Genomic DNA, 12,678 nt, shown 5'->3' on the forward strand with positions numbered 1-12,678 from the left:
CCGGACCGCAGGCACCCGCCCCGCAGGCGCCGTACGCCCAGGGCCATGCGCCCGCCACGCCGGCCCCGACCCCGACCCCCGCACCGGTGCACGACGCCCCGCCCGCGCCGTCGCCCGAGCTGCGGCAGGCGCTCGCCGCCGTCCGCAGCGAGGTCGGCAAGGCCGTCGTCGGGCAGGACGGCGCCGTGACGAGCCTGCTCATCGCGCTGCTCTGCAAGGGCCACGTGCTGCTCGAGGGCGTGCCCGGCGTCGCCAAGACGCTGCTCGTGCGCACGCTCGCCGCGTCGCTCGACCTCGGCACGAAGCGCGTGCAGTTCACGCCCGACCTCATGCCCGGCGACGTCACGGGCTCGCTCGTGTACGACGCGCGGACCGCCGAGTTCTCGTTCCGCGAGGGCCCGGTCTTCACGAACCTCCTGCTCGCCGACGAGATCAACCGCACGCCCCCCAAGACCCAGGCGTCGCTCCTGGAGGCCATGGAGGAGCGGCAGGTCTCGGTCGACGGGACGCCGCGCCCGCTGCCCGACCCCTTCCTCGTCATCGCGACGCAGAACCCCGTCGAGTACGAGGGCACGTACCCGCTGCCCGAGGCGCAGCTCGACCGCTTCCTGCTCAAGGTCGTGCTGCCGCTGCCGGAGCGCGAGCAGGAGGTCGAGGTGCTCGCGCGGCACGCCGCCGGCTTCAACCCGCGCGACCTCGCGGGCGCCGGGGTGCGCGCCGTCGCCGGGCGCGACGTGCTCGACCGCGCCCGCGCGGAGGTCGCGCGCGTCCAGGTCGCGCGCGAGGTGCTCGGCTACGCCGTCGACGTGTGCCGCGCGACGCGCCACTCCCCCTCGCTGTCCCTCGGCGTGTCCCCGCGCGGTGCGACGGCGCTGCTCGCCACGTCGCGCGCGTGGGCGTGGCTCTCGGGCCGCTCCTACGTGACGCCGGACGACGTCAAGGCCCTCGCGCACCCCACGCTGCGCCACCGCGTGCAGCTGCGGCCCGAGGCCGAGCTGGAGGGCGTGACGGCCGAGAGCGTGCTCGACACCGTGCTCGCGTCCGTCCCCGTCCCCCGCTGAGGCGTCGCTCGTGGCCCTGACGTGGCGCGCCGTCGTGCTGGCGGCGCTCGGGATCGTCCCCGTGCTGCTCGTCCCCGTGCCGGGGACGGTGCTCGTGTGGACGCTGCTCGTCGTCGCGCTGTGCGCGCTCGACGCGGCCCTCGCGGCGTCCCCGCGGCGTGTCGCGATCGAGCGGCGCGTCGCGGGCTCCGTGCGGCTCACCGACGCGACGGCGTCCCGGCTCACGCTGACGAACCTCGCCCCGCGGCGGCTGCGCGCGCTCGTGCGCGACGCGTGGCCGCCGTCCGCGGGGACCCAGGTCAACCGGCACGACGTCGATCTGCCGCCCGGCGAGGCGACGCGCGTGACGACCGTGCTCGTCCCGACGCGCCGCGGCGAGCGCGTCGCGGACCGCGTGACGATCCGCTCGTTCGGCCCGCTGCGGCTCGCCGCGCGCCAGGCGTCGATCCCCGTGCCCGGGCGGCTGCGCGTGCTCCCCGAGTTCGCGTCGCGACGCCACCTCCCGAGCCGCCTCGCGCGCCTGCGCGAGATGGACGGGCGCGCCGCGGTGCAGGTGCGCGGCGAGGGCACCGAGTTCGACTCGCTGCGCGAGTACGTGCTCGGCGACGACGTCCGCTCGATCGACTGGCGCGCGTCGGCGCGCGGCCGGGACATGGTCGTGCGCACGTGGCGGCCCGAGCGCGACCGCCGCGTGCTCATCGTCGTCGACACGTCCCGCACGTCCGCGGCGCGCGTCGGGGACGCGCCGCGCCTCGACGCGAGCATCGAGGCGGCGCTCCTGCTCGCCGCGCTCGCGGGGCGCGCCGGGGACCGCGTCGAGCTCGTCGCCTACGACCGCACCGTGCGCTCGCGCGTCGCGGGGGCCGCCGGGCCGCGCCTCATGCCCGCCATGGCGGACGCCCTCGCGCCGCTCGAGCCCGCGCTCCTCGAGACCGACTGGCCCGGCCTCGTCGGCACCGTCCACGAGCGCCTGTCGCAGCGCGCGCTCGTCGTGCTCCTGTCGACGCTCGACGCCGCCGCCGTCGAGTCCGGCCTGCTGCCCGTCGTCGGGCAGCTCACGGCCAAGCACCAGGTCGTGCTCGCCGCGGCGGGCGACCCCGAGGTCGCCGCCCTGCGCGACGACCGCACCGGGACCGCCGAGGTGTACGACGCCGCGGCCGCCGCGCGCGGCGAGATCGAGCGCGCCGCCGTGACGACGGTCCTGCGCCAGCGCGGCGTCGAGGTCGTCGACGCCCTCCCCGACGACCTCGCCCCCCGCCTCGCCGACACCTACCTCGCGCTCAAGGCGGCCGGCCGCCTCTGAGCCCCCGCCGGGGGCCACCGAGCCGGAGCCGGTGGTCGCGCGAGGTAGAGCCACGGTCGCACGAGGTAGAGGCCCGGTCTCACGAGGTAGAGGCGTCGTCCCACGAGGTAGAGCCGAGGCCGCGCGAGGTAGAGGCCAGGTCTCACGGGACGAGGGTGCCCGGGTTCGCCGAGCAGGGATCCCGACTCCGTCTGCGGCGCCGGGCCACCAGAAGCGCCCTGTCGGGCGCCACGACCGTCCGGTCGGCGCGCAACCCGTCTGAGGTGGCCCGACGTCGTCGTCCCCTCGAGCGTGGGCAGGCCCACCCTGGGCGACCACGCCTCCACCTGGCGGAACCACGGCTCTACCTCGCGCAACCACGCCTCTACCTCGCGGAACCACGGCTCTACCTCGGGAGACCAGGCCTCTACCTCGCGGGAGGTGGTGCAGGGGCCTTCTCCCCCGACCGTCAGGGGCGGGAGGTAGGGTCGTCCAGCACGTCCATCCCGACCTCAGGAGACTCCCGTGGCCTGGCAGCCGACCGATCCCCGGCAGCGCGTCCGGCGCAACCGTCGCGTCGCGATCATCGTCGTGGTGGCGCTGCTCGCGACGTTCCTCGTCCCGGCGCTCGCGATCGTCCTGTCCTGACGGGCCGATGGCCGACGAGCGGTTCGGGCCGCGGCTGAGCGACGACGACCTCAACCGGGCGCTGCTCGCGCGCCAGCACCTCGCGGCCCCGCGCGACGCGACCGTGCCGGACGAGGTGCGGCACCTCGTCGGCCTGCAGTCGCAGGTCCCGTCGTCGCCGTACCCGGCGCTCTGGTCGCGCCTGGCGGGCTTCGCGCCGGACGACCTGGGCGACCGCCTGCTCGACCGCCAGGTGGTGCGCGTCGCGACGCTGCGCGGCACGGTGCACCTCGTCGCGGCCGACGACGCGCTCGAGCTGACGGCGCTCGCCCGCCCCGGCCTGGCGACCTACCTGCGGTCGCGGAACCAGCACGGAACCGCGCTCGCGCACGTCGACCTCGACGACCTCGAGCGCGCGGCGCGCGACCTGCTCGCGGAGCCGCTGACGTCGGTCGAGCTGGGGCGGCGCCTCGCGGAGCGCTGGCCCGACGTCGACCCGAAGCACCTCGCGTACGCGGCGCGCTGCCTGCTCCCGCTCGTGCAGGTCCCGCCCCGCGGCCTGTGGGGCGCGAGCGGCGCGGGCACCACGACCACCTGGACGACGGCGCAGGCCTGGCTCGGTCGGGCCGACGACGCCCTCGACGCCGTCGCGCACGGCACGGACCCGGACGCAACGCTCGCGGCGCGCGTGCGGCTCGTGCGCCGGTACCTCGCGGCGTTCGGCCCGGCGTCGGTGGCCGACGCGCAGCGCTGGGCGGGCCTGACCCGGCTGCGCGCCGCGGTCGACGTGCTGCGGCCCGAGCTCGTGACGTTCACCGGCCCGGCCGGCACCGAGCTCCTCGACCTGCCCGACGCGCCGCGCCCGCCGGGCGACGAGCCCGTGCCCGTGGTCCTCGCGGGCGACTTCGACAACCTGCTCCTGTCCCACGACGACCGCACGCGCGTCCTCGGGGACCTGCCGGTCACGAGCGTCGTGAGCGTCAACGGTCAGGTCGCGGCGGCGGTCCTCGTCGACGGCCGCGTCGCGGGCGCCTGGACGGCCCGCCCGGCGGCACCGGCGGCGCGCAGCGCCCGAGCAGCGGACCCAGGCACCCCCAGCGCCCGAGCAGCGGCCGCGCGCGGCGCCCGAGCGGCGGACCCGGCCGACGGGACGCGCCCGGCCGACGGGACGGACGTCGCCGTGCACGTCGAGGTGCGGCCGCTGCGCGCACGGAGCGGCCCCGGCGCGCCCGGCGGCGAGGCGCCGAGCCTCGCCGACCGCCTGCGCGACCCCGCGGTGCGCGACGAGGTCGTCGCGCGCGCCGAGGACTGGGTGCGGTGCGGGTGGCCGGACGCGCGGGCGCGCGTCGTCGTCGACGGCTGAGGCGTCGCGGGTCAGGCCGCGACGGGCGCGGTGTCGCCCGCGTGGTCGGCCGTGAGGTCGCCCGTCTCCCCGGCCCGGACCGCGCGGCGTCCGAGCACGATCGTGTAGACCCAGAACGCCGCGAGCGCGACCGCCCCGATCACGATCTTGAGCCACCACGGCAGCTCCGACCCGGTGACGAAGCCCTCGATGACGCCGGAGACCGCGAGCGCGATCGCGAGGCCGATCGCGACGGTGACGAGCGCCCGGCCCTCCTGCGCGAGGGCGCGCGAGCGGGGCAGGGGGCCGGGGTCGATCCACGCCCAGAAGATCCGCAGCCCGGCGGCGCCGGCGACGAAGATCGACATGAGCTCGAGCAGCCCGTGGGGCGCGATGAGCTGGAGGAAGAGCGCGAGCTCGCCGTGCGCGGCCATCATGCCGCCGATCGAGCCGATGCCGACCGCGTTCTGGAACAGGACCCACGCGGGGAACACCCCCGTGATCCCGAGGCCCACGCAGAAGGCCGCGATCCGCGCGTTGTTCGTCCACACGACGGCGGCGAAGTCGACGCCCGGGTCGTAGTAGGACGCGAACGCGTCGTTCACGTACTCCTCCTGGGTGCTGGGCGGGCCCATGGAGGCGAGGCCCTCGGGCGTGGTCGCGACCCAGACGCCCGCGACGAGCGCGACGAGGAGGCACGCGGCGGTCACGCCGACCGACCACCACCGGATCCGGTAGAGCGCGGCCGGGAGGGACACCGTGAGGAACCGCACGACGTCGCGCCACGCGGGCTCGTGCGCCCCCGCGATGCGCGTGCGGGCGCGCCCGAGGAGCACGGACAGGCGCGAGATGAGCACCGGGTCCGGCGCGACGGAGCGCACGGTCGACAGGTGCGTCGCGACGGCCTGGTAGAGCCGGACGAGCTCGTCGGCCTCCGCGCCGTCGAGCGTGCGGCGGCGGACGAGCGCGTCGAGGCGGTCCCACTCCGCGCCGTGCACGTCGGTGAAGGCGTCGAGGTCCACGACCGATACCCTGCCACACGGGGCGTGCCGCCGGTGCGCCGACCGACGGGCGGGCAGGACCCGCGACGGCGAGGACGGGAGCGGGCGTGCGCGAGGGCATCGTGATCGGCGAGGGCGTGGTCCTGGACGCGCGACCGGCGTCGTTCGTGACGCGCGGGCTGGCGCTCGCGCTCGACCTGCTCGTCGTGCTCGTGTTCTTCGTCGCGACGCTCTTCGTGCTCGGCGCCTCGCTGGGCTCGCTCGAGCTCGACATGGTCACCGCGATCCTCATCGCCTTCTCGGTCCTCGTCATGGTCGTCATCCCGACGACGGTCGAGACGCTCTCGCGCGGCCGCTCCCTCGGCAAGCTCGCGCTCGGCATCCGGGTCGTGCGCGACGACGGCGGCCCGGTCCGGTTCCGGCACGCGTTCCTGCGGGCGCTCGTCGGGGTCGGCGAGATCTGGCTCACGTTCGGCTCGGTCGCGCTCGTCGCGTCGCTGACGAACGACAAGGGCAAGCGGCTCGGCGACATGGCGGCGGGCACGTACGCGATCCGGGTGCGGGGCGGGCGACCGACGCTCGCCCCGCTCGCGATGCCGCCCTACCTCGCCGCGTGGGCCGCGCACGCGGACATGCGCCGGCTGCCGGACGGCCTCGCGCTGGCCGCCCGGCAGTTCCTCGGGCGCGCCGACCGCCTGCACCCGGCGTCGCGCGCGCGGCTGGGCCAGGAGCTCGCGGGGCAGGTCGAGCGGTACGTCGCTCCGGGCCCGCCGCCCGGCACCCACCCCGAGACGTTCCTGCTCGCCGTGCTCACCGAGCGCCGCGACCGGGACCGCGCGACGGCCCACCGCGCGCAGGCCGCCGCGCGCGAGCAGGCCGAGCTGCTCCACCGGCTCCCCTACTCGGTGCCCGACCCGACGCGCTGACGCGCGCGGCGCCCCGTCGGGGCGTCCTCGAACCGCCCGACGGCGCGCGCGATCCCGACGAGCACGAGGGCGAACGCGCCGAACCACACGGGCCGGCTCGCCCACCAGTCGGCGCCGCCCACGGCCGGGAGCTCCTGCCCGAGCACCACGAGGACGACCCCGACCACGACGACCATCGCGGTGAGGTGCCACAGGTACACGGTCATCGAGCGTCGCGCGAGACCGCGGACGACGGACCGTCCCTGGCCGTCGGCCCAGCGCACGAGCGGTCCCCGCGCGGCGAGCGCGAGCGCGACGAGCGCGACGGCGTGCAGCACGACGGGCGCGGTCGGCGGCCCGAGGTTGGACATCGCGTCGCCCGGCATGCCGATGAGCGAGACCGGGTAGGGCCCGACGGCGACGAGCAGGGCGGCGAGGGCCGCCGCGGCGAGCCCGACGGCCACGAGCACGCGGGGCCGCGGCACGACGGCGACGGGGACGACGCGGCCCCGGCGCACGACCCGCAGGCCCGAGCGGGCGTCGGCGTAGAGGAGCCCGACCGCGTAGGGCACGGCCCACACGAGCACCACGTTGACGAGCGCGAGCCGCTCGAGCCCGGCGCCGAACCGCAGGGCCTCGACCGCGAGCGGGGCCGCGGCGAGCCCGGCGACGGCCCACCAGCCGGCGGCGTGCAGCGCGCGACGCAGGAGCGGCGTGAGCACGACGAGGCCGAGGTAGACCGCGAGGAACCACAGGAGCTGCGGCGCGAGCGTCGCGAGCGAGCGGACGGCGTCCGCCGGGAGCCCGACGGCCAGCAGGACGCCGACGGCGACCACCCACGCCCCGACGAAGACGGCCACCGGCCGCAGCAGGCGCGGCAGCCGGGCGCCTGCGAGGCGGACGCCGTCGGCCAGGTCGGCGGCGGCGCTCGGGCGGGTCACGACCCGGCCCCGGGCGGCGGTCCCGCCGGTGCTGCCGGCACGCCGCAGCCCGTATGCCGCCGAGGCGCCCGCCGCGAAGAACAGCAGGGCGAGCACCTGGAGCACCCACGTCACGGCCCACCCGGCGCCGTGCGCGAGGGCGTTCCCGATCCGGAGCTGCTCGCCGTCCCACGTCGCGTCCGCCATGAGCCAGTGCACCGTGAGGACGCTCAGGGTCGCGACGGCGCGCACGGCGTCGACGAACACGTCGCGCGACGGGCGACGCGGTCCCTCGCCCGCCGCGGCCGCCGCGCCGGGCCGGTCCGGGCGCGGGGCCGGCGGGCCGCCGTCTCGGGTCCGGCGTGAGGCCGGGAGGACGTGCGACGACGCGCGGGGTCGGGCGGGGGGTGGCGACAGGACGGCCACGGGATGCTCCTCGGTCGGCGGGCCCGGGAGGTCTCCCGGTGCTCACCAGTCTCGAAACATCCCGTTCGTCCCGGTACGGGAGGGTCCCCCGACCGCGTCGCGGTCGTCCACCCAGGTTCCGGGGGGTTGTCCCCCCCGCCGCTCGGACCTGGAGCCGCTCGGACCTGGAGCCGCTCAGACCTGGAGGCGCTGAGAGCCGCTCAGACCTTGAGGTAGCGCAGCACCGCGAGGACGCGGCGGTGGTCGCCGGCGTCCTGCGGCAGCCCGAGCTTGCCGAAGATCGAGGTGACGTTCTTCTCGACCGCGCCGTAGGAGAGGAACAGGGCCTCCGCGATGGCGGAGTTCGACCGGCCCTGCGCCATGAGCTCGAGCACCTCGGTCTCGCGCGGCGTGAGGCGCGCGAGACCGTCGTCGGACCGCGACGCGCCCATGAGCTGGCTCACGACCTCCGGGTCGAGGACGGTCTGGCCCGCGGCGATGCGCGTGAGCGCGTCGACGAACTCGCCGACGTCCGCGACCCGGTCCTTGAGGAGGTAGCCGACGCCGCGCGCCCCGCCCGTGAGCAGCTCGCTCGCGAACCGCGTCTCGACGTACTGGGAGAAGAGCAGCACCCCGAGGTCGGGGTGCGCCGCGCGCAGCGCGAGGGCGGCGCGCAGCCCCTCGTCCGTGAACGTCGGGGGCATCCGGATGTCGACGACGGCGACGTCCGGCAGCGCGTCCTGCGCCGCGAGCCGCGCGACCTGCGCGACGAGCTCGTCGCCGTCCGCGACCGCCGCCGCGACCTCGTGGCCGCGACGGGTGACGAGCGCGACGAGACCGTCGCGCAGGATGGCGGAGTCCTCGGCGATGACGAGCCGCATGGTGTCCTTCCGGTCGGGCGGGCCGGGCGGCCCGGGCGGGCGCGGTGCCCCGGGGACATCCTGCCCGACGCCGCCCCGCCGCCCGGGCAGGACCGTCCCGTTCGCGCGCAGCACGTCAGACCCGGACGGGCAGGAGGACCGTGACCACCGTGGGCCCGCCGACGGGGCTCGTGAGCTCGAGCGAGCCGTCCACGGAGCGCACGCGCTCCGCGAGGCCCGCGAGCCCCGAGCGGTGACCGTCGGAGCCCGGCTGCACGACGCGCGCGCCGCCCTGGCCGTCGTCGCGCACCCGCAGGCGCAGGCGGGCCGCCCGGCCGCCGCCCTGGCGCTCCACGAGCACGTACACGCCCGACGCGCGCGCGTGCTTGACCGCGTTCGTCACGAGCTCGGCGACGCAGAAGTACGCGATCGACTCGACCGCGGGGGCGAGCCGGCCGGACGCCTCGACGGCCGGGTCGACGTCGACCGTCACCGGCAGCGGCGAGCGCGCCGCGAGGGTCTCGAGCGCGACCGCGAGACCGTTGTCGAGCGCCGGCGGGTGGATGCCGCGCGCGAGCTCGCGCAGCTCGACCAGCGCCTCCTTGGTCGACGAGTGCGCGAGGTCGACGAGCTCGAGCGCGTCGCCCGCGTCGCCGCCCGCCGCGAGCTGCTCCTTGGCCTCGCCGAGCTGCATCGCGACGGCGACGAGGCGCGCCTGGGTGCCGTCGTGCAGGTCCCGCTCGATGCGGCGCAGCTTCGCGTCGGCGTCCTCGACCGTGCGGCCGCGCGACTCCTCGAGGTCGGCGACGCGCAGGCTGGACAGCGTGGGGCCGAGCAGCGCCACGGTGAGCACGCGGAAGAGGTGCGCGAACGCGCGCGTGACGTGGGGCCACACCCAGAGGAAGAGCGCCCCGACGAGCACGAGGCCGAGCTGGCGCGCCGGGGTGTCGACGTACCAGTCGACGCCGAACTGCGCGCCGCGGTGCCACGACCCGTCGGCGGCCTGCTGCAGCGGGAGCCAGCGCGACCAGATCCAGTGCGTCATGCCGCCCAGCCCGACGGCGAGGAAGACCGTGCTCACGACGAAGGACAGGATGGCGAGCGGGAACGTCACGAGGAGGAACAGCACGGCCCGCCACCCCGTGCCGTCGCCGATCCCGCTCCACAGCGTGCTCCAGAAGCCGCGGCGGCGCGTGTACGGGGCGGGGGCGGCGACGTCGACCCCGAGCAGGGACCGCGCGAGCGACCGGTACATCGAGCCCCAGCCGCGCCCGCCGACCACGACCCACCCCGCGACGACGAGGCCCAGGACGGGCACGATCATCGCGACGAGGAAGACCACGGAGAACAGCCCGTAGGAGAACGCGAAGGGCGCCAGCAGGAGCGCGAGCGAGAGGTACCCGTACTCGCGCCACGTGCGCCCCGCGAACGGTGCGCGCGCGAAGCCGACCCGCTCGCGGTGGTCCACGTACCGCGGGTCGGGCTGCGAGCCCGCGAACGCGCCCGGGACCCCGGGCGCGGCGGCCACGGCGGACGCCGAGGGGTCCGACGGCGCGGCGGGCGACGACGGCACCGCGGAGGGGTGCGGCGTCGTCGGCACGACCGCGTCGGGCACGCCCGGCGAGGGATCGCCCGCGGGCACGACGCTCGGCTGGTCAGGGGTCACGGCAGTCATGGTGCCAGTCTGGGCGCGCGCGTGCGGCGACGACAGGGTGGCGTCCGCCGCACCCGGGTGGGGACAACCCCCGTGCCTGCCGTCAGTGCAGCAGGTACTTGACCGCGATGACCACGCCGCCGAACGCCGCGGCGAGCAGCGTCTCCCCCACCAGCAGGCCTCCGCGCGCCCCCGCGCGGTACGCGGCGAGGAACCCCACCACGCCGAGCAGGACGACGGTGAACCACACCGCGACGAGGGCGGCGCCCTCGGCGTCGAGCCCGGCCGCGAGCGCCACGAGGTACACGACGATCCCGGGGAGCGCGCCGAGGAGCACCCCGACGTTGGACCTCAGCGCGACGACCGTGCGGCCCCACAGCGAGTGCCCGGTGTCGTGGAAGCGTCCGCTCACCGCGTCCACGTAGCAGTGCGCGAGCCAGTAGCCCACCGCCACGAGGGTCGTCGCGAGCACGACGCGGTCGCCCGTCGGGGCGTGCACGCTGGAGACCGCCATGACGAACCCCGCGACGATCGCGCCGTACAGGAGGTCGTGCGGGGGCTCGCGCTCCCAGCGGTCGCCCACGCGGTGCCACAGCGGCCGCACCCGGCCGGGCGGCGGCTCGTCGCGCACCTCGTCGGCCGGCCCCGTCGTGCCCTCGCCCGCGGGGGGCGAGGGCACGACCGGCGTGCGCTCGTCGGACGACGGGTCCATGCGACCTCCTCGGCGCGTGCCGGACGACTCGGGGCAGTGCTCAGTAGCGGTAGTGCTCCGGCTTGTACGGCCCCTCGACGGGGACGCCCAGGTAGTCCGCCTGGGACGGCGAGAGCTCGGTGAGCCGGACGCCGAGCGCGTCGAGGTGCAGGCGCGCGACCTTCTCGTCGAGCACCTTGGGCAGACGGTAGACCTGGCGCGCGTAGGCGCGCTCGCGCCCCTCGCGCGCGGCGGCCGTCGCGTCCTCGTAGAGCTCGATCTGGCCGATCACCTGGTTCGAGAACGAGTTGCTCATGACGAACGACGGGTGGCCCGTCGCGTTCCCCAGGTTGAGCAGGCGGCCCTCGGACAGCACGACGACCGAGCGGCCCGCGGGCTGGCCGTCGGGGCCCGGCTCCGCGAACGTCCACTCGTGGACCTGGGGCTTGATCTCGGTGCGCGACACCCCGGGCACCTCGGCGAGGCCGGCCATGTCGATCTCGTTGTCGAAGTGGCCGATGTTGCCGACGACGGCCTTGTCCTTCATCGCGACGAGGTGCTCGGCGCGGATGACGTCCTTGTTGCCCGTGGTCGTGATGAAGAAGTCGGCCTCGCCGAGCACGTCCTCGATCCGGGCGACCTGGTAGCCGTCCATCGCGGCCTGGAGCGCGCAGATCGGGTCGACCTCGGACACGATGACGCGCGCGCCCTGGCCGCGGAACGCCTCGGCCGCGCCCTTGCCGACGTCGCCGTAGCCCGCGACGAACGCGACCTTGCCGCCCATGAGGACGTCGGTCGCGCGGTTGATGCCGTCGGGCAGCGAGTGACGGATGCCGTACTTGTTGTCGAACTTCGACTTGGTGACCGAGTCGTTGACGTTGATCGCCGGGAAGAGCAGCTCGCCCGACTCGGCGAGCTGGTAGAGGCGGTGCACGCCCGTCGTCGTCTCCTCGGTGACGCCCTGGATCTCCTGCGCGATCGTCGTCCAGCGCAGCGGGTCGGCCTCGAGCGCGCGGCGCAGCACCCCGCGCACGACGTTCATCTCGTGGGTGTGGTCGGGCTCGCCCGGGAGCGTGTCGGGCGGGACGACGCCGGCGCGCTCGTACTGCAGGCCAAGGTGGACGAGCATCGTGGCGTCGCCGCCGTCGTCGAGGATGAGGTTGGGCGACTCGTCCCCCGGCCACACGAGGATCTGCTCGGTGCAGTCCCAGTACTCCTCGAGGCTCTCGCCCTTCCACGCGAACACCGGGACGCCCTGCGGGTCATCGGGCGTGCCGTGCGGCCCGACGACGACGGCGGCCGCCGCCTCGTCCTGCGTCGAGAAGATGTTGCAGCTCGCCCAGCGCACCTGCGCGCCGAGCGCGACGAGCGTCTCGATGAGGACGGCCGTCTGCACGGTCATGTGCAGGGAGCCGGCGATGCGGGCGCCCGCGAGCGGCTGCGACTCCCCGTACTCGGCGCGCAGCGCCATGAGACCGGGCATCTCGTGCTCGGCGAGGCGGAGCTGGTGGCGGCCCGCCTCGGCCAGGGACAGGTCGCGGACCTTGTACCGGCCGGGGATCTCGTCGAAGCCGGGGGTGGCGCCGGAGGTCGGGGCCTGCGCTGTGGTGGACATGGTTCTCCTGTGCGTTCTCGGTGCCGGCGGAGCCGGTGGTGCCGGCTCGGCGGTGGCTGCCGATGACTGGTCGGTTGCTGCGCTGGGGGCTCCCGTCCGCGCGGGACGGGACCGCGGCCCGCCCGGCACCAGCCTACCGAGGACGACGCCGTCCGGCCGGGGCGCGGACCGCCCGGGCCCGCAGCACCACCGTTCGTCCGGCGCGCGCGCCCGGGCGCGCGCGTAACACGAACGCTTGACCATCTCAAGATCACGAAGGGATAACGATCCCGGTTCCGCCGTCATCCGCGCCATTCCAACGATGCTCGGTCAAGA

Annotated in this window: 11 protein-coding genes; 5 read left to right on the forward strand and 6 right to left on the reverse strand. The window is 76.2% G+C overall.

Going from position 1 to position 12,678, the window contains the following annotated elements; translation table 11 throughout:
* Positions 1-86: 86 nt before the first annotated feature.
* The 4 genes from ACI769_RS11170 to ACI769_RS11185 all read left to right on the forward strand — a co-directional run bounded on the left by ACI769_RS11170 (position 87) and on the right by ACI769_RS11185 (position 4,333).
* Positions 87-1,061, forward strand: a complete 975-nt coding sequence (locus ACI769_RS11170; protein ID WP_034656053.1) for a MoxR family ATPase — start codon at positions 87-89, stop codon at positions 1,059-1,061.
* Positions 1,062-1,071: 10 nt separating this feature from the next.
* Positions 1,072-2,364: a DUF58 domain-containing protein gene (locus tag ACI769_RS11175; protein ID WP_085387531.1), complete on the forward strand. Its 1,293-nt coding sequence runs from the start codon at positions 1,072-1,074 to the stop codon at positions 2,362-2,364.
* Positions 2,365-2,868: 504 nt separating this feature from the next.
* Complete coding sequence (locus ACI769_RS11180) at positions 2,869-2,991, forward strand: hypothetical protein (RefSeq protein WP_255179365.1); 123 nt, start codon at positions 2,869-2,871, stop codon at positions 2,989-2,991.
* Positions 2,992-2,998: 7 nt separating this feature from the next.
* Positions 2,999-4,333, forward strand: coding sequence for a winged helix DNA-binding domain-containing protein (locus tag ACI769_RS11185; RefSeq protein ID WP_409141590.1), 1,335 nt, complete (start codon positions 2,999-3,001; stop codon positions 4,331-4,333).
* A gap of 11 nt (positions 4,334-4,344) precedes the next feature.
* Here the strand turns inward: ACI769_RS11185 and ACI769_RS11190 are convergent, their stop codons facing one another.
* Positions 4,345-5,334, reverse strand: coding sequence for a stage II sporulation protein M (locus ACI769_RS11190; RefSeq protein ID WP_396052412.1), 990 nt, complete (start codon positions 5,332-5,334; stop codon positions 4,345-4,347).
* A gap of 86 nt (positions 5,335-5,420) precedes the next feature.
* On the opposite strand from ACI769_RS11190, the gene ACI769_RS11195 reads away from it, so the two are divergent.
* Entirely contained in the window at positions 5,421-6,239 is an 819-nt protein-coding gene (locus ACI769_RS11195) for an RDD family protein (RefSeq protein ID WP_340696746.1), read from the forward strand.
* On the opposite strand, the gene ACI769_RS11200 is transcribed toward ACI769_RS11195, so the two are convergent.
* The 5 genes from ACI769_RS11200 to ahcY all read right to left on the reverse strand — a co-directional run bounded on the left by ACI769_RS11200 (position 6,212) and on the right by ahcY (position 12,363).
* Positions 6,212-7,564, reverse strand: coding sequence for an acyltransferase family protein (locus ACI769_RS11200; RefSeq protein WP_409141591.1), 1,353 nt, complete (start codon positions 7,562-7,564; stop codon positions 6,212-6,214). The two genes, ACI769_RS11195 and ACI769_RS11200, sit on opposite strands and share 28 nt — an antisense overlap.
* A 200-nt stretch (positions 7,565-7,764) precedes the next feature.
* Positions 7,765-8,424, reverse strand: coding sequence for a response regulator transcription factor (locus ACI769_RS11205; protein ID WP_034651737.1), 660 nt, complete (start codon positions 8,422-8,424; stop codon positions 7,765-7,767).
* Positions 8,425-8,539: 115 nt separating this feature from the next.
* Positions 8,540-10,078: a sensor histidine kinase gene (locus ACI769_RS11210; RefSeq protein ID WP_409141592.1), complete on the reverse strand. Its 1,539-nt coding sequence runs from the start codon at positions 10,076-10,078 to the stop codon at positions 8,540-8,542.
* 82 nt (positions 10,079-10,160) lie between these two features.
* Positions 10,161-10,769: a hypothetical protein gene (locus ACI769_RS11215; protein ID WP_034651704.1), complete on the reverse strand. Its 609-nt coding sequence runs from the start codon at positions 10,767-10,769 to the stop codon at positions 10,161-10,163.
* A 40-nt stretch (positions 10,770-10,809) separates the two neighbouring features.
* A complete protein-coding gene (gene ahcY, locus ACI769_RS11220) occupies positions 10,810-12,363 on the reverse strand; it encodes an adenosylhomocysteinase (RefSeq protein WP_409141593.1) in 1,554 nt (517 codons plus the stop codon).
* Between the last annotated feature and the right edge of the window lie 315 nt (positions 12,364-12,678).

This window comes from Cellulosimicrobium sp. RS, from assembly GCF_046159675.1.
Taxonomy (GTDB): Bacteria; Actinomycetota; Actinomycetes; order Actinomycetales; family Cellulomonadaceae; genus Cellulosimicrobium; species Cellulosimicrobium funkei.